The sequence below is a fragment of the Dactylosporangium aurantiacum genome (assembly GCF_000716715.1).
In the GTDB taxonomy this organism is placed as follows: domain Bacteria; phylum Actinomycetota; class Actinomycetes; order Mycobacteriales; family Micromonosporaceae; genus Dactylosporangium; species Dactylosporangium aurantiacum.
Map to the genome: position 1 here is coordinate 39,021 of NZ_JNYJ01000002.1, position 21,751 is coordinate 60,771.

Below are 21,751 nucleotides of genomic sequence, written 5' to 3' on the forward strand. Positions count from 1 at the left end.
CGGGCCGGTGCGGCCGGCCGCCGGGACCGTCACCCTGTCGATGGCGCAGGCGCTCAACCGGGCCCTGCGCGACGCGCTGGCCGAGGACCCGTCGGTCGTCGTGTTCGGTGAGGACGTCGGCGCGCTCGGCGGCGTCTTCCGCATCACCGACGGCCTCACCGCCGAGTTCGGCGAGGTCCGCTGCTTCGACACGCCCCTGGCCGAGTCCGGCATCGTCGGCATGGCCGTGGGCATGGCGATGAACGGCATGCGGCCGGTGGTGGAGATGCAGTTCGACGCGTTCGCCTACCCGGCGTTCGAGCAGATCGTCAGCCACGTCGCGAAGATGCGCAACCGCACCCGGGGCCGGGTCGCGCTGCCGATGGTGATCCGGGTGCCGTACGCGGGCGGCATCGGCGGCGTCGAGCACCACTGCGACTCCTCCGAGGCCTACTACGCGCACACCCCGGGCCTGCACGTGCTCGCCCCGGCCACGCCCGCCGACGCCTACGCGCTGCTGCGCGCCGCGGTCGCCTCGCCGGACCCGGTCGTCTTCCTCGAGCCGAAGAAGCTGTACTGGAGCAAGGGCGAGGTCGAGCTGCCGTCGCGGGCCCCGGGCATCGGCACCGCCGTGGTGCGCCGGCACGGCACCGACGCCACCCTCATCGCCTACGGGCCGTCCGTGCCGGTCGCGCTGCAGGCCGCCGAGGCCGCCGCGCGGGAGGGGCGCAGCCTGCAGGTCGTCGACCTGCGCTCGATCGTGCCGTTCGACGACGAGACCGTGTGCGCCGCGGTCCGCTCGACCGGCCGGGCCGTGGTCGTCACCGAGTCCGCCGGGTTCGCCGGCGTCTCCGCCGAGATCGTCGCCCGGGTCACGGAGCGCTGCTTCAACGCCCTCGCCGCGCCGGTCCGCCGGGTCACCGGGCTCGACATCCCGTACCCGCCGCCGAAGCTCGAGCACTTCCAGCTGCCCGGCGTGGACCGGGTCCTGGACGCCGTCGACGACCTGCAGTGGGAGCAGTGATGGCGGCGCGCACGTTCCTGCTGCCGGACCTCGGTGAGGGGCTCACCGAGGCGGAGATCGTGCGGTGGCTCGTCGCCGAGGGTGACGTGGTCGCCGTGGACCAGAGCATCGTCGAAGTGGAGACCGCCAAGTCGGTGGTGGAGGTGCCGTCGCCGTACGCGGGCCGGGTCGAGACCCTGCACGCGGCGCCCGGGGCGACGGTCGAGGTGGGCCGGCCGCTCATCACGGTGGCCGCCCTGGACCGGGAGCCCGCCACCGTGGGCGCACCTTCGGCAGCACCCGCCGCGGCACCGGCCGCATCGCCGGCGGCGGCCGCGGCGGCGGCCACCTACCGGGAGGAGGAGCAGGCCGGGTCGGGCAACGTCCTCATCGGCTACGGCACCTCCGGCGGCACCACCTCCGGTCGCCGGCGCCGCCCGCGGGGCGGCGTGCGGCCGGGCGTGTCCGGCACCCGGGGTGCCGCGGGGGGCGCCGGGACGCCGCGGCCGGTGCCGCTGGTCGTCTCGCCCATCGTGCGCAACCTCGCCCGGGCCAACGGTCTGGACCTGCGCACCCTCGAGGGCACCGGCGAGGGCGGCGTCATCACCCGGTCCGACGTGGAGCGCGCCCTCACCGCGGCCGCGTCGTCGCCCGCGTCGTCGCCCGCGGCTCCGCCCGCGCCGGTGGCGGCGGGGGAGCGGCGGGTGCCGCTGAACGGGTTCCGCAAGACGGTGTCCGCCGCGCTGAGCCGCAGCCGCGCCGAGATCCCCGAGGCGACCGTCTGGGTCGACGTCGACGCGACCCGGCTGTGGCAGCTGCGCGAGCGCACCCCCGGCGGGCCGGGCCTGATCGCGTACGTGGCCCGGTTCGTGGTCGCGGCGCTGCGCGAGTACCCGGTGTTCAACGCGCGGCTCGACACGCAGCGCCAGGAGATCGTGGAGTTCGACCGGGTGGACCTCGGCATCGCGGTGCAGGGCGAGCGCGGGCTCGTCGTGCCGGCCGTCATCGGCGCCGACGCCATGACCACCGCGCAGCTGGACACCGAGATCCGCCGGCTCACCGCGACCGCCCGCGAGGGCCGCAGCACGGCGCGGGAGCTGTCGGCGGGGACGTTCACCCTCAACAACTACGGCGCGTTCCGGGTCGACGGCAGCGCCGCGATCATCAACCACCCGCAGGTGGCGATCCTCGGCCTCGGCCGGATCATCGACCGGCCGTGGGTCGTGGACGGCCAGCTGTGCGTCCGTAAGATCACGCAGATGAGCTTCGTGTTCGACCACCGCGTGTGCGACGGCGGCACCGCCGCCGGGTTCATGCGCAGCGTCGCCGACGCCATCGAGGACCCCGCGTCGGCCATCGCCAGGCTGTGACCGCCGTGCCGGCCGCCGTGCTGCTCGCCGGGCACCCGCTGCCCGGCGGCCCGGCGCGGGACGTCACCCTCGGCCAGGAGCTGCTGCGCGGCGACCTGCCGGACGACCTGCCGGACGATCTGCCGGAAGATCTGCCCGGTCTGCGCGACGGGCGGCAGTTCCTGCGGGTGTACTCGCCGTCGCCCACGGCCGCGTTCAGCCGCCGCGACACGCTGCGCCCCGGCTACCCGGCCGCGGCCGGGGCGGTGCGCCGGCTCGGCTGGACGCCGGTGGTGCGCCCGCAGGGTGGCCGCCTCGCCGTGTACCACCAGGGCAGCGTCGTCGTCGACCACGTGTACCGCACCCCGGACGCCTCGCGGGACACGGTCGCGCGGTTCCGCCGGTTCGCCGCCCTGCACGCCGGCGTGCTCACCGCGCTCGGCGCCGACGCCCGGGTCGGGGCCGTCCCCGGCGAGTACTGTCCCGGCGAGTACAGCGTCAACCTCGGCGGCACCCGCAAGGTCGTCGGCTCCGCCCAGCGGGTCACCCGCGACGGCTGGCTGTTCAGCTCGATCATCCAGGTGACCGGCGCGGCCGCGCTCCGCGCGCCGCTGCGCGCCGCCTACGCCGCGCTCGGCTACGACCTGGACCCGGCGGCCGTCGGCGCCCTGGAGGACGCGCTGCCGGGCGTCACGGTCGCGGCGGTCACGTCGGCGGTGCTGGCCGCCTACGGGATGCGGGGCTGACGGCGCGGGGCCCGCACCGCCGGCCGCGTCCGGCGCGCCGGGCCGGCCGGGGGCGGCCCGGGTCAGCGTCCGGTCAGGCGGACAGCATGCTGCGGGCCTGCCCGAGCGGCTGGATCAGGTCGGTCAGCGCGTCGACGATGCGGCGCTCGACGTCGGCGCCCATCCGGGTCGTCGGCACGGACACGGACACCGCGTCGGTGGCCGGGTCGGTCAGCGGCACCGCCATCGCGACGCAGACGATGCCCTCCGCGTTCTCCTCCCGGTCCACCGCATAGCCGGCGGCGCGGACCTCGGCGAGGGCCCGGTGCAGCTCGCCGCGCTGGGTGACGGTGCCCGCGGTGAGCCGCTGCAGCGGGAACGTGAGCATCCGGTCGACGTCGGCGTCGGGGTGCTGCGCCAGCAGCGCCTTGCCCAGCGCGGTCGCGTGCGCGGGCAGCCGGCGGCCCACGGCGCTGTACAGCCGCAGCCGGTGCGTCGAGTCGCGCTTGGCGAGATACACGATCTGGTCGCCGTCGATCCGGCCGAGGTGCACGGTCTCGCCGAGCCGCCGGGACAGCTCGTCCAGCACCCCGGAGACCACCGCGACGCTGTCGTCGCCGTCGAGGTAGGCGGCGCCGACCTGCAGGGCGCGCATGCCCAGCCGGAACCGGGTGCCGGTCTCGTCGGCGCGCACCCAGCCGCGGGCGGTCATGGTGCGCATGAGCCCGTGCAGGCTGCTCTTCGGGATGCCCAGCTCGCGGGCGAGGTCGACCAGGGTCCAGGCGCGCGGCTGGCCGGCGAGGACCTCGAGCACGTCGAGCGTGCGCCCGGCGGACTTGACCGGCTGGAAGTCCTGGAGCTCCTGCTGCACGGCGCCACTGTAGCGAACCGGCGCGGCTTCCACTATGTTCACACTCGTGACTGACGTTCAGAATCGTGAACAGCTTGCCATCGGCCGCGTGGTGCCGGTGGTCGTCCTGGAGGACGCCCGGCACGCCGGCGCGCTCGGCGACGCCCTGGTCAAGGGCGGCCTGACGGCGGCCGAGATCACCCTGCGCACCGCCGCCGGCCTGGATGCGATCGAGGCCCTCGCCGGCCGCGACGACCTGGTCGTCGGCGCCGGCACCGTGCTGACCGCCCAGCAGGCCGAGCGGGCCATCGCCGCCGGCGCCCGGTTCGTGGTGACGCCCGGGTTCGCCCCGGCCGTCGTCGCCGCCTGCCAGGACGCCGGCGTGCTGGTCGTGCCCGGCGCGGCGACCGCCACCGAGATCCAGATGGCCCTCGACGCCGGCCTGGACCTCGTCAAGTTCTTCCCCGCCGAGCAGCTCGGCGGCGCCGCGATGATCAAGGCCCTGGCCGCGCCGTTCCGCGGGGTCCGGTTCATCCCGACCGGTGGCATCACCCCCGCCGTGATGCCCGACTACCTGGCCCTGCCCGCCGTCCAGGCGGTCGGCGCGAGCTGGATCGTCGCCCCCGACCTGCTCGCCGCCGGGCGCTGGGACGAGGTCACCAGCCGCGCCGCGGCCGCGGTGGAGGTGGCGGCGAAATGACGCTCACCCCGCGCCCCAAGGAGGAGTGCCGCTACGACCTCGTCTCCCTCGGCGAGGTGATGCTGCGCCTCGACCCCGGCGCCGGCCGGGTCCGCACCGCCCGCAGCTTCCAGGCGTGGGAGGGCGGCGGGGAGTACAACGTCGCCCGCGGCCTGCGCCGCTGCTTCGGGCTGCGCACGGCGATCGTGACCGCGTTCGCCGACAACGAGGTGGGGCGGCTGCTGGAGGACCTCATCCTGCAGGGTGGCGTCGACACCGCCTTCATCCGCTGGGTGCCCTACGACGGCATCGGCCGCGCCGCCCGCAACGGGCTCAACTTCACCGAGCGCGGCTTCGGCGTGCGCGGCGCCGTCGGCACGTCCGACCGCGGGCACACCGCCGCCAGCCAGCTGCGCCCCGACGACGTCGACTGGGAGCACCTGTTCGGCACGCTCGGGGTCCGGTGGCTGCACACCGGCGGCATCTACGCGGCGCTGTCGGAGACCGCCCCGGAGACCGTCGAGGCGGCGATGACCGCCGCGCGCCGGCACGGCACGATCGTGTCCTACGACCTCAACTACCGGCCCAGCCTGTGGAAGGCCGTCGGCGGGCAGGCCCGCGCCCAGGAGGTCAACCGCCGCCTCGCCGGCCTGGTCGACGTCATGATCGGCAACGAGGAGGACTTCACGGCCTGCCTCGGCTTCGCCGTGCCGGACACCGACATCCACGCCGGCGCGCTTGACGCCGGCAACTTCAAGACGATGATCAAGGCGGTCGTCGAGGAGTACCCGAACTTCAAGGTCGTCGCCACCACGCTGCGCGCCGTGCGCAGCGCCACCGTCAACGACTGGGGCGCGGTCGCGTGGGCCGGCGGCGACTTCGCCGAGGCGACGCACCGGCCCGGCCTGGAGATCCTGGACCGGGTCGGCGGCGGCGACAGTTTCGCCTCCGGCCTCATCTTCGCCCTGCTGGAGCGCGACGGCGGGATCGCCACCGCGGTCGAGTACGGCGCGGCCCACGGCGCCCTGGCGATGACCACCCCCGGCGACACGTCGATGGCGAGCCTCGCCGAGGTCGAGTCCCTGGTCCGCGGCGGCGGCGCCCGCGTCCAGCGCTGAGCCGGGCCCGGCCTCCGGCAGGTGTGCCTCGCACGGCCCGCCTGCCGGGGGCCGGGTGCCCCGGTGCGCCTCCCACTGTCGCCGACGCCGGGCCCGCCCGCTGTCCGCCCGCCGGTCAGGACCTGCCCCGCGACCGCCCGACACCGCGCCGCGGCGAGGGACGCCTCTGCCAGGGGTCTGGTCCGTCAGGGGCCGGGACGTCAACGGGTCGGGGCGTCAGTGGGCCGGGTCCGTCGTGGCGCTCGGGTCGGTGGCGGCGCTCGGGTCGGTGGCGGCGGTCGGGTCGGTGGCGGCGGGCGCCGCAGGGTCGCCGCCGGTGGCGCGGGCGATGTCGGCGTCGAAGGTCCGGCCGCCGCGCAGGATGATCCAGGCGCCGGCGCCGAGTGGCAGCAGCAGCACGGTGAACGCGCCGCGCAGCGAGCCCGGGCCGCTGCCGCCCGCGAGGGCGTCGGAGGCGACCCCGACGAGGAACGGCCCGGCCGCGCCGCCGAGGGTGACGACCGCGTTGAGCACCGCGAAACCCAGGCCGCGCCGGTGGGCGGGGACGACGTCGGCGTTCGCCGCGGTCAGGTTCGGGATCGCGGCGGAGAAGCCGGCGTTGGCGACGAAGTACCCGGCGATCTGCACCGCCAGCACCGGCGCCAGCGCCGCGACCGCCAGCCCGAGCGCGCCGGCGAACAGGGCCGTGCCGGCCAGGACCATCCGCCAGCCGGGGCGCCGGCCGTGGAAGCGGTCGCCGTACCGGCTGCCGACGACGACACCGAGCACGATGCCCATCCCGCCGACCCCGCCGGCGATCCCGGTCGCGGCGGCCTCGTCCAGGCCGAACTGCCGCTGGTAGAACGTCGGCATCCAGAAGAACAGGCCGCCCAGGCCGAAGAACATGATGGTCAGCCCGGCCACGACCGACCGCAGCGTCGGGATCCGCACCAGGTCCCGCAGCTGCCGCAGCATCGGCACCGCCGGGCCCGGCCCGGCCGGCGGCGGTGGCGTCGCCGGCGCCGGCACCCGCGCCGCCGCGGCCAGGGCGCCGATCCGGTCGCCGAGCCCGCGCAGCGGCTCGCGGATGGTGAGGCACAGCAGGGCGATGACGGCGCCCGGCACCGCGACGACCAGGAACGCCTGCCGCCACCCGACCGCCTGGGCGAGGGCCCCGCCGACCAGGACGCCGACCGGCAGGCCGACGAAGTAGCCGAGGCGCTCCAGGCCGTAGGCGCGGGCCCGGCCGCCGGGCGGGAAGTAGTCGGCGAGCAGGCTGGACGCCGGCGGGTTGTACAGCTGCCCGGCCGCGCCGAGCAGCACCCGGATGCCGAAGAGCACGGCGTAGGACCCGGCCAGGCCCGTGCCGAGGGTCAGCACCGCCCACGCGCCGACCACGGCGGCGATGATCCAGTTGCGCCGGCTGGTGTCGGCGAGCCGGCCCGCCGGCAGCAGCAGCACCACCCCGGCGATCGCGCCGGCGGTCGGGATCGCGCCGACCGCCTTGTCGCTGAGCCCGAACTCCTCCTGGAGCTGCGGCACGACCCCGGCCAGCAGGTTGTACTCGACCCGGTCGACGAACGCGACGAGGGCCACGCAGATCGCCGGCCACCAGCCCAGGGGCGCGGTCGCGCCGGGGCGCACCGGCACCGGCGGCCGTCCGGCGAAGGCGTCCACCAGCACGGTGCCGCCACGGTCGGTGCCTGCCACGGGCGCCTCCTCGATTGGGAAACAGTGTTTCCCTCACGCACCATAGGCGTCCGCCCGGCGCACCACAAGATCGGTGGCGGCGTAGTAGCGGTACAGCAGGTACGCCGACACCGCGCACAGCAGGTGCCAGGCGGCGTGGCCCTGCAGCGGCGAGCGCGGGTCGCACAGCCACGCCTGCGCGGCGTTCCACACCGCGAACGCGACCAGGAGCACGGCGATCGCGGCGTACGCGAAACCGGCGCCCGGCGCGGTGCGGTCCCGGCGGATGATCGCGATCTCCAGGGCGGCCGCGGTGAGCAGCAGCAGGCCGAACGCGGCGTTGCCGGGGTGCAGCACCACCGGCACCCGCACGTCCCACGCGCCGGCGGCCTCGCAGGCGGCCACGGCGCCCGCGAAGACCCCGGCGAGCACCGCGGTGCCGGCCCGCAGCCACCGCGTCGTCGCGGAGGCGGCGGCGAACGCGGCGATGAGGTACATGCTCAGCAGGTCCAGGTGCCCGCCGAGCACGGACTGGGTGGCGTGCATCGCCGCGCTGCCCGGCCCGAGCAGCACCACGAGACACGCCAGGGCGGTCGCCCGCCGCCGCGGACCGGCCCCGGCACCTGGGTCGGGACGCGCCCCGGCGTGCCAGGCGATGAGCAGCCCGGCCGCGACGAACCCGGCGTTGCTGAAGGTGTTCGCCGGCTGCCGCACCACCCAGTCGCGGCCGGCCTCGCAGAACTCGGCGCCGCGCCCCGCGTCGGGGCCGAGCCAGCCCCACCGCAGCGCGGCCGCGAGCAGCCCGCACGAGACGGCCGCGGTGGCCACGGCGGCGGTGATCGGCCTGCGGTCACGGTCCATGCGGCAACCATAGGACGCACCGTTTCGTCCAATGTGGCCACTCGCACGCCCCGCGGTCCGTAACGTCCCCGGGGAACCGGCGGTTGTGGATGCGACAGCCAGCCGCCCCCGAACCGGAGAGGAACCCGCAGATGAACCCGACGATCCGCAGCGTGGTCGTGCCCGTGACCGACCTGGCCGCCGCCAAGGCGGTCTACACGGCGCTGTTCGGCGCGCCCCACACCGACCAGCCCTACTACGTCGGCTTCAACGCCAACGGCTTCGAGGTCAGCCTGGCGCCGCAGGGCGACGTCGCCGGCGGGCCCGTGGCCTACGTCGACGTCGACGACCTCGACGCCGCCCACGCCGCGCTGCTCGCCGCCGGCGCCACCGAACGCAGCGCGCCGCGGGAGGTCGCGCCCGGCTCGCGGGTCTGCGTGCTGCAGGACCCCGACGGCAACCCGGTCGGCCTGCGCGGCAAGTAGCGACCGATGACGCCGGCCGCGCACAGCGGCCGGCGTTATTGACGAAGACGGATGTTGTCTTGACGTCTCCCGGGTGGTCACCTGGTAACTCCGGTGCACCTCCACACCCAAGGAGGCTTGATGAGCCATTCCCGTTGGCGCTCCATCCCCCTCACCGTCGCCGCGACCGGCACCCTCCTGGTCGCCGCCATCAGCCCGGCCGCGGCCCCGGCCGGCGCGGCCCCGACCGACCTGGTCGCCGCCGAGACGTCCGCGCCGTACCTGGTCAGCGACGTCACCACGCTCGAGCAGCGCAACCGGATCGCGGCCAGCGGCGCGTCGCTGGACGGCGTCGAGCACGGCGTCGCCGACATCACCGCGACCCCGTCGGAGGTGGCGAGCCTGCGGCAGCAGGGCTTCACCGTCACCCGGGCGCTGCGCCCCGCCACCCCCGGCGGGCCGGCCACCGTCCAGGACTTCCCGTCCGCGGACTCGGCGTACCACAACTACGCGGAGCTGACCGCCGAGCTCGACCAGGCCGTCGCCGACCACCCGGCGATCCTGAGCAGGACGAGCCTCGGCACCTCGTACGAGGGCCGCAGCATCCCGGTCATCAAGATCTCCGACAACGTCGGCGTCGACGAGAACGAGCCCGAGGTCATCTACACCGCCCACCAGCACGCCCGGGAGCACCTCACCGTCGAGATGGCGCTGTACCTGATCAAGCAGCTCACCGACAACTACGGCACCGACCCGCGGATCACCGCCGTCGTCGACTCGCGCGAGATCTGGATCGTGCCGGACATGAACCCCGACGGCGGCGAGTACGACATCGCGACCGGCTCCTACCGGTCGTGGCGCAAGAACCGCCAGCCGAACAGCGGCAGCAGCAACGTCGGCACCGACCTCAACCGCAACTGGGCGTACAACTTCGGCTGCTGCGGCGGCTCATCGGGCACGACCAGCTCCGAGACGTACCGCGGGCCGTCGGCGTTCTCCGCGCCGGAGACGTCTCGGGTCCGCGACTTCGTGCTCAGCCGGCGCGTCGGCGGGGTGCAGCAGATCAGAACGCACATCGACTTCCACACCTACGGCAAGCTCGTGCTGTGGCCGTTCGGCTATACGACCGCGAACACCGCGCCCGGCCTGGACGCCGACCAGGAGGCGACGTTCCGCACCCTCGGCGTGCAGCTGGCCGGCACCAACGGCTACACCCCCGAGCAGGCCAGCGACCTGTACATCACCGACGGGTCCATCGACGACTGGATGTGGGGCGACCAGCGGATCTGGTCGTACACGTTCGAGATGTACCCGGGCAGCTCCGGCGGCGGCGGCTTCTACCCGCCCGACGAGGTGATCGCGGCGCAGACCGCCCTGAACCGGGAGGCGAGCCTGCAGATCGCCGAGTACGCCGACTGCCCGTACCGGGTGATCGGCAAGGAGGCGCAGTACTGCGGCGCGGGCCAGGGCACCACCGTGTGGTCCGACGACTTCGAGTCCAACCTCGGCTGGACGGTCAACCCGTCCGGCACGGACACCGCGACCAGCGGCGCCTGGGAGCGCGGCGACCCCGAGGCCACCGACTCCAGCGGCCCGAAGCAGCTCGGCACCACGGTCAGCGGCAGCAACGACCTGGTGACGGCGCGCCTGGCCGGCGCCAGCGCCGGCGCCAACGACGTCGACGGCGGCACCACCAGCGTGCGCTCGCCGAGCGTCACGCTGCCGTCGACCGGCACGCTGACGCTGACCTGGTCGTGGTACCTCGGCCACGGCAGCAACGCGTCGTCGGCGGACTTCCTGCGGGTCAGCGTGGTCACCGGCAGCGGCACCACGGTGCTGTTCACGGCCGCCGGCGCGGCCACCGACCGGGACGCGTCGTGGGCGACCGCCAGCGCCAACCTCACCCCGTACGCGGGGCAGACCGTCCGGATCCTGGTCGAGGCGGCGGACGCCTCGACCGCGAGCCTGGTGGAGGCGGGCGTCGACAACGTCACGATCCGCCAGACGTAGAAGAGCCGGCCGCCCGTGTCCACGGCACGGGCGGCCCGCCGCGTGTGTAGGGACGTGACGTTCGAGGAGTACGCGTTCGCCCGGACCCCGGCGCTGTTCCGCTTCGCCAGGCTGCTCACCGGCGACGACCACCGCGCCGAGGACCTCGTGCAGGACGTCCTGGCCAGGGCCTACAGCCGCTGGGGGCGCATCGCGGGCACCGAGCGCCCGGACGTCTACGTGCGCCGGATGATGGTCAACGCCCACCGCTCGTGGTGGCGGCGGCGCAGCAGCCGGGAGGTGACCGTCGAGGCGGTCGCCGAGCCGCCCGGCACCGCCGACGAGGCCGCCGACATCGCCGAGCGCGACGCGCTGTGGCGGCTGGTCCGCGCGCTGCCCGCCCGGCAACGCGCCGTCATCGTGCTGCGCTACTACGAGGACATGGACGACGCGCGGATCGCGGAGATCCTGGACTGCTCCACCGGCACCGTGCGGACCCATGCGAAACGTGCCCTCGACACGCTCCGCGCCGCACCGGCGCCCCGACGCCGTCGGCGCCGACCCGCGGGTGCTGCACTTCGCCGCCGACGGTCTGGCCGCCGGCGCCGACTACGCCACCTGGAGCGCCGGGTACGGCACCGAGAGCGTCGAGTTCCTGGGCCCCGGACGGCACCCGCCGGCTGTGGTCGGTGCGCTGGCAGCCGGGCGACGGCCTGTGGGCGCAGCTCGACATGTACGCCGCGGACCGGGACGAGGCGGTCGCGGCGGCGGCCCGGGTGACCTTCGACGAGGCCCGCCGCTGCGTGGTGCCGTTCGGCCTGACGGCGCTGCCCGCCGGCGCGCGGGTGCTGCACTGCTCGGTGGTCCTCGGCACCCCGGAGCGCGGCGGCTTCGCCGAGGGCGCCCTCGTCGCCGGCGACGGCACCGCCCGCTGGCTCACGGTCCGCGCCGAGCGCACCCCGCCGGGCATGGAGACCGTCACCGGCGAGCTGACCGCCGGCCCCTACCGGGTGGCGCGCACCGGCGACGGGCTGCTGGAGATGCTCGTGCAGCCGTGCCTGGTCGACCTGTTCCTCACTGGCCGGGGCAGCGGCTACACCGAGCAGGACGGCCTGCGGGTCCTGGGCGGCTACCGGCCCGTCGAGGACCTGGAGCACCCCGACACCTGGTGACGGCCCGGCCGCGGCGAGCTCACCCACCCGCCGGTGGACGTGTACCCGCAGGCCGGCCCGCCCGCGGTGCGGCTGCGCACGGACAGGCTGTGCCCGCACGGGGGAGCCTGGCGTCCAGGTGACGGTGCCGTCGGCGGCGGCGGTGACCGTCACCGGGTCGGCGTCGCCGACCTGGTAGGTGTAGGACACCACGCCGTGCAGGTGCCGCCGCTCCCGCTTGCCGCGCCGTCCTTCCACGCCCCGACCGGCGCGTTGCCGGCGGCGTCGACGAAGACCCGGTCCGGTGTCCGGGAGCGGGACGGCCCGCGCCGTCCCGCGTCTCCTCTGTGGACAGCGGGGCGAAGCGCCCCGGCCGGTCAGATGCTGCTCGCCGCGAGGTCGTGGTCGGCGCCGGCCGTGGCGGGTGCGGCGGGCGCGGCGGCGGTGGTGGGGCTGCCGGGGGCGATGCGCAGGTGCACGGTCGCGCCGGTGTCCAGGCCGAGGGCGAGGAACTCGTTGCGGGTCACGGTCACGATGACCGGCTGGCCGGTCGTGGTGGTGACGTCGATGCGGATCTCGAAGCCGATCCGGGTGATCCGCGTGACCGTGCCGGTCACGTCGTCCGGGCCGGTCGGGGTCGTGCTGATCTGCAGGTCGTGCGGGCGCACCAGGTGGTCGCCGAGCTGGGTGACCGGGCCGAGGAAGCGCATGACGAAGTCGTTGGCCGGGCGGTCGTACAGGTCGTCGGGGGAGCCGATCTGCTCGATGCGCCCGTCGTTGATGACGACGATCTCGTCGGCGACCTCGAGGGCCTCCTCCTGGTCGTGGGTGACGAACACCGTGGTCACCTCGACCTCGTCGTGCAGCCGGCGCAGCCAGTCGCGCAGCTCCTTGCGGACCTTGGCGTCCAGCGCGCCGAACGGCTCGTCGAGCAGCAGGACCGTGGGCTTCACCGCGAGGGCCCGGGCCAGGGCCATGCGCTGGCGCTGGCCGCCGGACAGCTGCGCGGGCAGCCGGTCGGCGAACTGCTCCAGGTGCACCAGGTGCAGCAGTTCGTCGACCCGCGCGGCGATCTCCGCCTTCGGCCGCTTGCGGATCTGCAGGCCGAAGGCGACGTTGCGGCGCACCGACATGTGCTTGAACGCGGCGTAGTGCTGGAAGACGAAGCCGACGTTGCGCTTCTGCGGCGGCAGGTCCGTCGCGTCGACGCCCTCGATCTCGACCCGGCCCGTGTCGGCGCGCTCCAGGCCGGCGATGATGCGCAGCAGCGTGGACTTGCCGCCGCCGGACGGGCCCAGCAGCGCCGTGAGCCGGCCCGACGGGATGCTCACCGATACGTTGTCGAGCGCGACGAAGTCCCCGAAGCGCTTGCCGACCCCTGCGATCTCGATGCTCAACGTTCTTCCTTCGGCCGGAGGACGGATACGACGATGATGCTGGCCACGGCCACGAGGGCGAGGAGGAAGGCGGTGGCGTAGGCGCCGCCCTTGTCGAAGTTGAGGTACTTCTCCTCGACCACGAGCGGTGCGGTGCGGGTGAGGCCCAGCACGTTGCCGGACACGATCTTCACGGCGCCGAACTCGCCGAGCGAGCGGGCGAGGCTCAGCACGACGCCGTAGATGATGCCCCACTTGATGGACGGCAGCGTGATCCGGACGAAGGTCTGCAGGGCGTTGGCGCCCAGGCTGCGGGCGGCCTGCTCCTGCTCGTCGCCGATCTCCTGCAGCACCGGCACGACCTCGCGGATGACCAGCGGCAGGGCGACGAAGACGGTCGCCATGACCATGCCGGCCTCGGCGAAGATGATCTGCAGGCCCCAGCTCTCCAGGGTCGGGCCGAACCAGCCGTTGCGCCCGCCGTAGACGAGCACCAGCGACAGGCCCACGACCACCGGCGACACCGACAGCGGCATGTCCAGCAGCGCGTTGAGCAGCCGCTTGCCGGGGAAGCGGTACCGCACCAGCAGGATCGACACGAGGACGCTGAAGACGGTGTTGATGACCACCGAGATGATCGCGATCTCCACCGACAGGTGCAGGGCGTGCACGATGTCGGGGTCGGTGAGGATCGCCCGCAGGTCGTCGAAGCCCTTGCGGAAGGTGTTCTGGCCCACCAGGTACACCGGCCACGCGACCAGGAAGAACAGGTACGTGACGACGACGAGTCGGACCAGGTGGGTGACCGGGCCGCGGCGGCGGGTCCAGGCCTTGCCGGTGCGCCTGCGCGGCGCCGGTGCCGGCGCGGGTTCGGTGATGGTGTCAGCCACGGCGCACCGTCCTTCGCTGGATCACGTCGAGGATGACGATGACGGCGAACGAGATCACCAGCAGCACGGTGGCGACGGCCGCCGCGTTCTCCAGGTGGTCGTTCTCGATGCTGCTGAAGATGCGCACGGAGGTGACCTCGGTGCGCATCGGCAGGTTGCCCGACAGCAGGACCAGCGAGCCGTACTCGCTGACGCCGCGGGCGAAGGACAGCGCGGCCCCGGCGGTGATCGCCGGGGTGAGGCTGGGCAGGATGACCCGCCGGAAGATGGTGAACCGGCTGGCGCCGAGCGAGGCGGCGGCCTCCTCGACGTCCTGGTCGATCTCGGCGAGCACCGGCTGCACCGTGCGCACGATGAACGGCAGCGTCACGAACAGGAACGCGACGAACACCGCGACCCTGGTGTTGGCGATGTCGACGCCGATGGGGCTGGCCGGGCCGTACAGCGACAGCAGCACCAGGCCCGCGACGATCGTCGGCAGCGCGAACGGGATGTCGACGAGCACCTCCAGCACGCGCTTGCCGAAGAACCGGTCCCGGACCAGCACCCACGCGATGAGCGTGCCCATCACCACGTTGACCAGCGTCACCCCGATCGAGGTGAAGATGGTGAGCTCGATCGAGGCGAGGGTCTGCTCGGCGGTGATCGCGTCCCAGAAGCCGCCCCAGCCCTCCGAGCCGGCGACGGCGACGACCGCGGCGAGCGGGATGAGCACCAGCAGGCTGAACCACAGCATCGCGACCCCGAGCCCGAGGCCGGAGACGCGGGTGAGGGGCTGACCGGCCGGAGCCGGCCGGCGGTTGCCCGCCGGCCGGCTCTGGTCGACGTCAGGCGTCGAGGTCGCGGTGGTCACTTGGCTTTGCCCGACGCGGCGATGATCTTGACGATCAGGCCCTCTTTCTCGTCGAAGTACTTCTTCGACAGCTTCGACCAGCTCTCGAAGTCCTTGTCGACGGTGAGCAGCTTCTTCGGGGTCGGGAAGGGGTCGTTCGGGTCGATGGCGCCCTCGACACCCTTGGCGTCGACGCCGGAGATGACCGGCCGGAAGCCCTTGAGCACGAACTGGCGCTGACCGGCGGGGCTCAGCACGAAGTCGAGCCACTCCTTCGCCTTCGGGTTGGCGTTGGTGAGGATCGCGCCCGGGTTCTCGATGAGGATCGTGGTGTCGGGGTAGACCCAGTCGAGCTTCTCGCCGCTCTGCCGGGCCAGGATGGCCTCGTTCTCGTAGGCGAGCAGCACGTCGCCGGTGCCGCCGAGGAAGGCGGTGGTGGCGTCGCGGCCGCTGCCGGGCAGCGCGACGACGTTGGCGAAGAGCTTGGTGAGGAACTCGCCGGCCTGCGCGTCGGTGCCGCCGTTGGCGGTGACGTGACCCCACGCCGCCAGGGCGTTCCAGCGGGCCGCGCCGGAGGAGGCCGGGTTCGGCGTGACGATGCCGATGCCGGGCTTGACCAGGTCGTCCCAGCCGTTGATGTGCTTCGGGTTGCCCGGGCGGACCGCGAGGACCACGACCGAGGAGGAGACGATGCCCTTGGTCGGGCCCTGGTTCCAGGTCGGGTCGACCAGCTTGGCGTCGACCAGGCGGGTCACGTCGCTGGAGACCGAGAAGTGCACGTAGTCGGCCTTGAGGCCGGCCACGACCGCGCGGCTCTGGTCGCCGGAGGCGCCGTAGGAGGTCTGGAACTTGACGCCCTTGCCCGCCGGGGTCTTGTTCCACTCCGCGGCGATCGCCTTGTTCGCGGCCTCAGGCACCGCGAAGCCGACGATGTTGAGCGTGGTGGACTCGCCACCGGTGCCGGCGTCGGCCTTCCTGGTGGTCCCCGCGCACGCCGACAGCAGTAAGCCGGCGGCGAGCATGAGCGTGGCAGTCGCTCTGATCGGGTGCTTCATGGGGAACCTGTCCTCCTGGGTAGGCGGTGCTCATATGGGGGTCGTGCGGTGCCGTACGTGTTCCTCGGTGCGTTCCTCGGTGCGGTCCTCGGCCAGCAGGTCGGCGAGGGTGGCCTGGTCGACGATCGCGTTGACCGCGGTGTCGACCGACAGCCAGACCCTGCGCAGCCCGCGGCCGACCCCGTCGTAGGTGGCCTGGCCGGTGGGCAGGCCACGCACCGTGGTCAGCGCCCCGTTCATGGCGCGGAGGATCTCGCCGACCGTGATGGCCGACGCCGGCCGGGCCAGGCCGTAGCCCCGCTCGGTGCCGCGGTGGCTGAGCACGAGCCCGACGCGGCGCAGTTCGAGCAGGACCGTCTGCAGCGAGCCGATGGACATCTGCTCGTGCTGGGCCAGCTGTGCCGCCGTGACGCGGCCCGGGTCGGCCGCGGCGATGGCGAGCATGGCTCTGATCGCGTAGTCGGCGCGGACGGAGATGTGCACGTCGCTGTGCTCCGATCAGCTCGCCTGTGGTCGGCGACAACACCTGTGCACGCTGCCTGTCTCCGTTCCGGCTCGAGCGGCAATCCCTAGCTTTCCTATCTTTCCTACTTCTCTAGTTAGTAGGTAGGAATAGAATAGTTGCGCGACGCGGGCTGTCAAGGTTGCGGGGCGCAGTCGATCCGTGTGGGTTGCGTTACATCGGTCGATCGGATCGCTGAACCGCCGGGACGGCGGCACCCGCGAGGGTCAGGCCCGCGCCGCCCGCTCCCACACCGCGCGCAGCAGCACGGGGTCGATGACCAGGCGTTCGGCGCCGGCCAGCAGCCGGATCACGGCGGTCGCGACGTCCGGGGCGACGACCACCGTCAGGCTGGTCGAGTCGAACTGGGCCGGCGCGAGACGGATCCCGTCGGACCGGGTGCCGTCCGTGGTGAGCACCACGACACAGCCGGCGCTCACGCCGGCCGCGCCCCAGCCGACGCCGTCGACCCGGCGGGCGAGCTCGCGCAGCCTCGTGTCGACGGAGGTGTTGGGGCGGCCGTCGGCGAACACCCGGCAGGGGTGCCCGCCGGCCGGGTCGAGGTCGTACGAGCCGGGGCGCGCGCCGTCCAGCACCGTCACGAGCACCACGCTGCGGTCGCACACCACCGCGTGCCGCACCAGCCCGTCCCGCCACGGCATGGCCCGGGCCGCCGGCAGCGCGCCCAGCACGTCGTCCAGCCACGGCGGCGGGTCGGCGCCGTCCAGCCAGTACCGGCCGGCGGAGGACTCGAACAGCTGCCGGCGCTCCTCGTTCGCCCGGGCGACCTCCGCCTGGGCGAGGTCCTGCCGCACGTACCGCTCGATCTCGTGGATCGCGGTGACCTGGCCGCCGAACGCGACCAGCACGAGCGCCAGCATCCCGAGGTTGACGAACGGGTGCTCGCCCAGGCGCGCCGCGTAGGTCACGACCGGCACCGCGTAACAGGCCAGCGACGCCGCCGCGGCGGGCCCGGCCAGCCGCCGGGCGTGCAGCGCCGCCCGCAGCGCCACGGCCGCGCCGATCGGCACCGCGACCAGCAGCGCGCCGGCCCACCAGACCCAGTCGAGCAGGGTCAGCAGCCCCAGCGCGCCGAGCAGCGCGGCCAGCCCCACGCCGATGTTGCGGCCGAGGTCCGGGTCGGCGACCGGGGTCTCCAGCAGTCGCGGGTGGACCCGGGCCGGGGCCGCGGGCCGCTCCGGCATGACCCTGGTGGCGGCCGGCGGCGCCGCGGCGAACGCGCCGGTCTCCCGCGCCGTCGCCTGCAGCAGGTCCTCGCGCAGCCGGCGGGCCGACTCCGGTCGCTGCGCCGGGTCCGGCGACAGCGCCCGGCACAGCACGGCGGCGAGCGGCTCCGGCACCGTGGGCAGCTGCGCGGCCGGCGCGAGCGCCGACGGCGGCTCGCCGAGCAGCAGCGTGTGCAGGGTGGCGCCGAGCGAGTACAGGTCCGACGCGACGCTGTCGGCGTGCCCGGCGTGGATCTCCGGCGCCATGTAGCCGCGCGTGCCGATCCTGGCCGTCGCGGTGTACGCGCCGTCGGTCCGCCAGATCGCGGAGATGCCGAAGTCGGTCAGCACCGCGCTGCCGTCGTCGGCGAGCAGGATGTTGCTGGGCTTGATGTCGCGGTGCAGGATGCGCGTCGGTGCCTCGTGCGCGTACATGAGCGCCTCGGCCACCTGCGCGCCGATGCGCAGCACGTCGGCGACCGGCAGCGTCCGCCCGTCGGCCAGCCGGTCGGCGACCGAGGCGGCGTACAGGTCCATGACCACGTACCCGGCGCCGTCGGCGGTGAGGTCCGCCTCCAGCAGCCGCACCACGTGCGGCCGGCCGCGCAGCGCCCGCAACGCCTCGACCTCACGCAGGAAGCGCCGCTGGTCGGCGTCGTCGAGGTCCTGCTTGTACACCTTGATCGCGACGGGGGAGCCGTCCATCGTCGCCTTGTGCGCCCGGAACACGTGGGCCTGGCCACCGCGCGCGCTGATCAGCGTGAGGTCGCGGTAACCACGGATCCGCGGCGCAGTGACCACGAGGCCTCCAGGCTGGCAGGGCTGCGGCGATTCTAGCCGCCGGGGGCCGCCCGCCCGGCCGTCGCGGCGGTCGCTCTCACCCGTTCTGCCACCCCCGCACCGTTTGGCGCGGACGGTCCGGATGGGTCCGGACGCGAGGCGCTGTTCATCTGCCGCATGTCCGGCGCAGGCCTTTCTTGACGCGGCGATTCATGCGACCGGAAAAGGCTCACGATTTCGCAATGTCCCCGATCTGAGAATCAAACGCACACCCGCGGTATGCAGATTCATTCGTCGTTCATTGACGCAGCACTCGGCGGTGGTCCTGCACTGCGAAGGTCCCACTCGCATTCAACTTCGAGTGCAGGGCGGAAAGGTCATGGAATGCGACACATCAGTAAGGTCGGGCTGGGGGTGGCGGGGGTAGCGGTGCTCCTGTTCTCCCAGGCCACCGCCGCTCACGCGGATGTCGCGGCACAGGGCAACGACATCGTCGGCATCGGGTCCGACACCATCCAGTACGCCGCCGACTTCCTGGCCGACGGCGACTACCAGGGCAACCCGGGTTTCAACGCCGCGGGCGGCCGGGTGTTCAACTTCGACGCGACCGGTGACGCCAGTGGCAAGCTCACGGCGGGTGCCACCGTCGTGCTGCGCGGCGGCAACTTCCCGGTCACCCGGCCGAACGGCTCCGGCGGTGGTCTGACGTATCTCACGCAGACCGACACCGGCGCGGTGCACAAGGTGCAGTTCGTGCGCAGCTCCCGCAAGCCCACCAAGGCCGAGGACGACCGCGCGGTCGCCAACGGCTGGGGCGGCCTGCGCTGCTACCAGCTCGGCCTCGACGGTCTGAAGATCGCCGTGTCCAAGACGGTCGCCTCGAACGCCGGCACCGCCGGCATCAGCACCGCCGACCTCAAGAAGATCTACAGCAGCCCGCCGCAGATCACCACCTGGGGTCAGGTCACCGGGTACAACGGGCCGAACCCGGGCGCCACGATCGTGCCGATCCTGCCGCCCGCGACCTCCGGCACCGAGCAGTTCTTCATCGCCCAGATCGGCCTGACCGAGGCTCAGCTGCGCACCACCGCTGAGGGCCTGGTCCGGGCCGAGGAGCACGACGCGTCGGTCATCCAGAGCAACGCGAACGCCATCGCGCCGTTCTCGACCGCCCGGCTGGTCATGATCCACAACGGGTACTTCAACGCCGGCGCCGCGCAGGACCCGATCACGCTGCTGTCCGGCGGCTCGGCGTTCGACGTGACCCGCCCGGTGTACTTCATCGTCCGCAACAGCGAGATCAACACCTCCTGGAACAAGGCGCTGTTCGCGCCGAACGGGTTCCTGTCGCAGTCCTTCCTCGCGCAGCCCCTGATCGAGGACTCGGCCGGTTTCACGTACCAGTACGCCGACGCGGGCCTGTGCCACACCGCGTAACCGCGGTCCCGCACACCATTCCTTCGAAACGGAGTCCCAGTTGAAGATTCGCTCAAGGTCCCTGACGGTCGGGGCGGCAGCCCTGGCGGTCGTGGCCAGCGTTCTGGTGGGGGGAGGTGTCGCCCACGCGGCGGTGACCCCGGGCTTCGAGCCCGACCCCAACGCGATCGGCGGCATCACCCTGTACAACGCCAGCGGCGCCGTCATCACCGGCGGCAACCTCAGCGACAGCCCGATGGTGGCGTTCGCTGCGGCCAGCGGCGCGGGCCGGGCCGGGGACACGAGGGCCTTCCTCCGGGTAGCCACCCCGAAGGCGGCCACGCCGACCGACCAGTTCGAGTCGGCGGTCGTCACCAACACCAGCAACTTCCCGAACCCCACCGCGCCGGCGCCGCTCAACGCCCTGACGACCCCGCTCGTCAGCGCCACGGCCGGCACCTCCCTGGGCGCGTACATCGCGAGCAAGCCCAACACCGAGACGGCCGCGAACCTGGCGAACATCTACCAGCTCCGCCTGATCACGACCGCCGCGGGCCAGTCCCCCGACGTGAACTACTTCCGCGTGGACGTCCAGGTCGACACCACCGCCGGCACGTGGACGGTCGTCCACCCGGCGTCGGCGACGGCCACCACCACCACGCTGTCCGCGAACCCGGCCGGCCCGGTCGGCAGCGGCACCGCGGTCACCCTGACCGCGCACGTCACCCCGGCCAACACCGCCGGTTCGGTGCACTTCTTCGACGGTGCGACGGACCTCGGTGCCGGCACGTACAACCCGGCCACGGGCAACGCGACCATCAGCGTCACGCCGTCGGTCGGCAGTCACTCGCTCACCGCGCAGTTCACGCCGAGTGACACCTCCGCCTTCTCCGGCTCCACCTCCACGGCGCTGCCCTTCACCGTGAACGCCCCGGGCACGCCGACCACCACCACGCTGTCCGCGACCCCGCCCAGCGGGACCGCGGCCGGCTCCGGCGGCACCCTCGACGTGACGCTCTCGGCGAGCGTGGCCCCGGCCGGCACCGCCGGCTCGGTCCGCTTCTTCGACGGCGCCACGGACCTGGGCACGGGCACCTACGACGCCGCCACCGGTGTGGCGACGCTCGTGAAGGCCCTGGCGACGGGCAACCACCTGCTCATCGCGACGTTCACGCCGAGCGTCGGCGGCTTCCAGTCGTCGTCCTCGTCGATCCTGAACTACGCGGTGGTCGGTGCGAACTCGGCGGCCGTGCCGCTCGACGCGCAGAACGACACCGACCCGTTCGCCGGTGCGCTGGTGCTCCAGGTCGCGGCGGGCACCGCCGTGCACCTGACGCAGGTGCCGGTGAACGACCCGAACGGCCACCCGGCGCAGGCGACCGACCCGACGGGTCACCGGCACGCCTGGGTGTTCACGGGCAACTTGACCGGTGTCTCGGTCAACGACACCCGGCCCACCCAGGACGGCTGGACGCTCAACGGCCAGGCCGCGGACTTCCGCAACGGCCAGACCGTGGTGCCGGCGGCCAACCTCGGCTGGGTCCCGGCGACCAGCGGCGGCGACGCCGAGGGCACGGTGGCCGCCGGCGTGGCGGTCGACTCGAAGCTCAAGACGGCCACCAGCAACGGTCTGCAGACGAGCAGCCAGTTCGCCAAGGCCGCCCCGGGCAACGGGCTCGGCACGAAGAACCTCAGCTCCGCCCTGGAGCTGCGGATTCCGGACACGTCGCCGACGGGTCTGTACACCAGCACCCTCACGCTGACCCTGGTCAGCCCCTGACGGTGCCCTGAGCAAACCGCCAGGTCGGCCCGGGCTGCCCCGGGCCGGCCTGTGCCAACTGTCGCACCACCGACGGACG

The 21,751-nt window shown here is 73.7% G+C and carries 19 protein-coding genes and 1 pseudogene; 11 read left to right on the top strand and 9 right to left on the bottom strand.

Annotated elements, in window-relative coordinates; translation table 11 throughout:
• Positions 1 to 40: 40 nt before the first annotated feature.
• From OP18_RS02560 to OP18_RS02570, 3 genes are read left to right on the top strand one after another with little or no spacing between them, the layout of a single operon-like run.
• On the top strand, positions 41 to 1,003 hold the full coding sequence (locus OP18_RS02560; RefSeq protein ID WP_033357213.1) for an alpha-ketoacid dehydrogenase subunit beta: 963 nt from the start codon (positions 41 to 43) through the stop codon (positions 1,001 to 1,003).
• On the top strand, positions 1,003 to 2,352 hold the full coding sequence (locus OP18_RS02565; protein WP_033357072.1) for a dihydrolipoamide acetyltransferase family protein: 1,350 nt from the start codon (positions 1,003 to 1,005) through the stop codon (positions 2,350 to 2,352). The genes OP18_RS02560 and OP18_RS02565 overlap by 1 nt, the downstream gene beginning before the upstream one ends.
• Positions 2,349 to 3,077: a lipoyl protein ligase domain-containing protein gene (locus OP18_RS02570; RefSeq protein WP_052386115.1), complete on the top strand. Its 729-nt coding sequence runs from the start codon at positions 2,349 to 2,351 to the stop codon at positions 3,075 to 3,077. The genes OP18_RS02565 and OP18_RS02570 overlap by 4 nt, the downstream gene beginning before the upstream one ends.
• 73 nt (positions 3,078 to 3,150) lie before the next feature.
• Here OP18_RS02570 and OP18_RS02575 read toward each other — a convergent pair whose 3' ends face one another.
• The gene (locus tag OP18_RS02575; protein ID WP_033357215.1) at positions 3,151 to 3,927 is read right to left on the bottom strand and encodes an IclR family transcriptional regulator; all 777 of its coding nucleotides are present in this window, start codon (positions 3,925 to 3,927) and stop codon (positions 3,151 to 3,153) included.
• A 46-nt stretch (positions 3,928 to 3,973) separates the two neighbouring features.
• On the opposite strand from OP18_RS02575, the gene eda reads away from it, so the two are divergent.
• Positions 3,974 to 4,606 carry a bifunctional 4-hydroxy-2-oxoglutarate aldolase/2-dehydro-3-deoxy-phosphogluconate aldolase gene (gene eda / locus OP18_RS02580; protein ID WP_033357216.1) on the top strand — a complete coding sequence of 211 codons (633 nt, stop codon included), beginning with the start codon at positions 3,974 to 3,976 and terminating at the stop codon, positions 4,604 to 4,606.
• Positions 4,603 to 5,703, top strand: coding sequence for a sugar kinase (locus tag OP18_RS02585; RefSeq protein WP_033357073.1), 1,101 nt, complete (start codon positions 4,603 to 4,605; stop codon positions 5,701 to 5,703). The genes eda and OP18_RS02585 overlap by 4 nt, the downstream gene beginning before the upstream one ends.
• A 216-nt stretch (positions 5,704 to 5,919) precedes the next feature.
• Here the strand turns inward: OP18_RS02585 and OP18_RS02595 are convergent, their stop codons facing one another.
• The gene (locus OP18_RS02595; RefSeq protein ID WP_033357074.1) at positions 5,920 to 7,392 is read right to left on the bottom strand and encodes an MFS transporter; all 1,473 of its coding nucleotides are present in this window, start codon (positions 7,390 to 7,392) and stop codon (positions 5,920 to 5,922) included.
• Positions 7,393 to 7,425: 33 nt separating this feature from the next.
• Complete coding sequence (locus tag OP18_RS02600) at positions 7,426 to 8,232, bottom strand: ceramidase domain-containing protein (RefSeq protein WP_052386117.1); 807 nt, start codon at positions 8,230 to 8,232, stop codon at positions 7,426 to 7,428.
• A gap of 131 nt (positions 8,233 to 8,363) precedes the next feature.
• On the opposite strand from OP18_RS02600, the gene OP18_RS02605 reads away from it, so the two are divergent.
• From OP18_RS02605 to OP18_RS51045, 4 genes and pseudogenes are all read left to right on the top strand, one after another.
• Positions 8,364 to 8,696 (top strand): VOC family protein, encoded by a 333-nt coding sequence (locus OP18_RS02605; protein ID WP_033357075.1) that lies wholly within the window; start codon positions 8,364 to 8,366, stop codon positions 8,694 to 8,696.
• A 120-nt stretch (positions 8,697 to 8,816) separates the two neighbouring features.
• A complete protein-coding gene (locus OP18_RS02610) occupies positions 8,817 to 10,685 on the top strand; it encodes a M14 family metallopeptidase (RefSeq protein WP_033357076.1) in 1,869 nt (622 codons plus the stop codon).
• A gap of 54 nt (positions 10,686 to 10,739) precedes the next feature.
• Positions 10,740 to 11,219: pseudogene (locus OP18_RS60240) on the top strand (SigE family RNA polymerase sigma factor); the annotation flags it as partial.
• Positions 11,220 to 11,395: 176 nt separating this feature from the next.
• On the top strand, positions 11,396 to 11,836 hold the full coding sequence (locus tag OP18_RS51045) for a hypothetical protein (protein ID WP_156089251.1): 441 nt from the start codon (positions 11,396 to 11,398) through the stop codon (positions 11,834 to 11,836).
• A gap of 356 nt (positions 11,837 to 12,192) precedes the next feature.
• Here OP18_RS51045 and OP18_RS02625 read toward each other — a convergent pair whose 3' ends face one another.
• The 6 genes from OP18_RS02625 to OP18_RS02650 form a co-directional block, all read right to left on the bottom strand.
• Positions 12,193 to 13,212: a sulfate/molybdate ABC transporter ATP-binding protein gene (locus tag OP18_RS02625; RefSeq protein WP_033357077.1), complete on the bottom strand. Its 1,020-nt coding sequence runs from the start codon at positions 13,210 to 13,212 to the stop codon at positions 12,193 to 12,195.
• Positions 13,209 to 14,081, bottom strand: a complete 873-nt coding sequence (locus OP18_RS02630; RefSeq protein WP_081970235.1) for a sulfate ABC transporter permease — start codon at positions 14,079 to 14,081, stop codon at positions 13,209 to 13,211. Before OP18_RS02630 ends, OP18_RS02625 begins: the two co-directional genes overlap by 4 nt.
• Positions 14,074 to 14,934: a sulfate ABC transporter permease subunit CysT gene (gene cysT, locus OP18_RS02635; protein ID WP_033357078.1), complete on the bottom strand. Its 861-nt coding sequence runs from the start codon at positions 14,932 to 14,934 to the stop codon at positions 14,074 to 14,076. Before cysT ends, OP18_RS02630 begins: the two co-directional genes overlap by 8 nt.
• On the bottom strand, positions 14,931 to 15,968 hold the full coding sequence (locus tag OP18_RS02640; protein ID WP_033357079.1) for a sulfate ABC transporter substrate-binding protein: 1,038 nt from the start codon (positions 15,966 to 15,968) through the stop codon (positions 14,931 to 14,933). Before OP18_RS02640 ends, cysT begins: the two co-directional genes overlap by 4 nt.
• A 30-nt stretch (positions 15,969 to 15,998) precedes the next feature.
• Positions 15,999 to 16,451 (bottom strand): RrF2 family transcriptional regulator, encoded by a 453-nt coding sequence (locus tag OP18_RS02645; protein WP_052386119.1) that lies wholly within the window; start codon positions 16,449 to 16,451, stop codon positions 15,999 to 16,001.
• A 246-nt stretch (positions 16,452 to 16,697) separates the two neighbouring features.
• Positions 16,698 to 18,497, bottom strand: a complete 1,800-nt coding sequence (locus OP18_RS02650; protein ID WP_033357080.1) for a serine/threonine-protein kinase — start codon at positions 18,495 to 18,497, stop codon at positions 16,698 to 16,700.
• A gap of 363 nt (positions 18,498 to 18,860) precedes the next feature.
• Between OP18_RS02650 and OP18_RS02655 the strand changes: the two genes are divergently transcribed.
• Together OP18_RS02655 and OP18_RS02660 are read left to right on the top strand one after the other, a co-directional pair.
• Positions 18,861 to 19,913, top strand: coding sequence for a PstS family phosphate ABC transporter substrate-binding protein (locus tag OP18_RS02655; protein ID WP_156089252.1), 1,053 nt, complete (start codon positions 18,861 to 18,863; stop codon positions 19,911 to 19,913).
• 40 nt (positions 19,914 to 19,953) lie between these two features.
• Positions 19,954 to 21,672, top strand: coding sequence for an Ig-like domain-containing protein (locus tag OP18_RS02660; protein ID WP_156089253.1), 1,719 nt, complete (start codon positions 19,954 to 19,956; stop codon positions 21,670 to 21,672).
• Positions 21,673 to 21,751 lie beyond the last annotated feature (79 nt).

Excerpts from the sequence above, each read along its gene's own strand:
- OP18_RS02640 (WP_033357079.1), bottom strand. The coding sequence starts at position 15,968 with ATGAAGCACCCGATCAGAGCGACTGCCACGCTCATGCTCGCCGCCGGC.
- OP18_RS02610 (WP_033357076.1), top strand. The coding sequence starts at position 8,817 with ATGAGCCATTCCCGTTGGCGCTCCATCCCCCTCACCGTCGCCGCGACC.
- OP18_RS02605 (WP_033357075.1), top strand. The coding sequence starts at position 8,364 with ATGAACCCGACGATCCGCAGCGTGGTCGTGCCCGTGACCGACCTGGCC.
- OP18_RS02565 (WP_033357072.1), top strand. The coding sequence starts at position 1,003 with ATGGCGGCGCGCACGTTCCTGCTGCCGGACCTCGGTGAGGGGCTCACC.
- OP18_RS02600 (WP_052386117.1), bottom strand. The coding sequence starts at position 8,232 with ATGGACCGTGACCGCAGGCCGATCACCGCCGCCGTGGCCACCGCGGCC.
- OP18_RS51045 (WP_156089251.1), top strand. The coding sequence starts at position 11,396 with ATGTACGCCGCGGACCGGGACGAGGCGGTCGCGGCGGCGGCCCGGGTG.
- OP18_RS02585 (WP_033357073.1), top strand. The coding sequence starts at position 4,603 with ATGACGCTCACCCCGCGCCCCAAGGAGGAGTGCCGCTACGACCTCGTC.
- OP18_RS02655 (WP_156089252.1), top strand. The coding sequence starts at position 18,861 with ATGCGACACATCAGTAAGGTCGGGCTGGGGGTGGCGGGGGTAGCGGTG.
- OP18_RS02560 (WP_033357213.1), top strand. The coding sequence starts at position 41 with ATGGCGCAGGCGCTCAACCGGGCCCTGCGCGACGCGCTGGCCGAGGAC.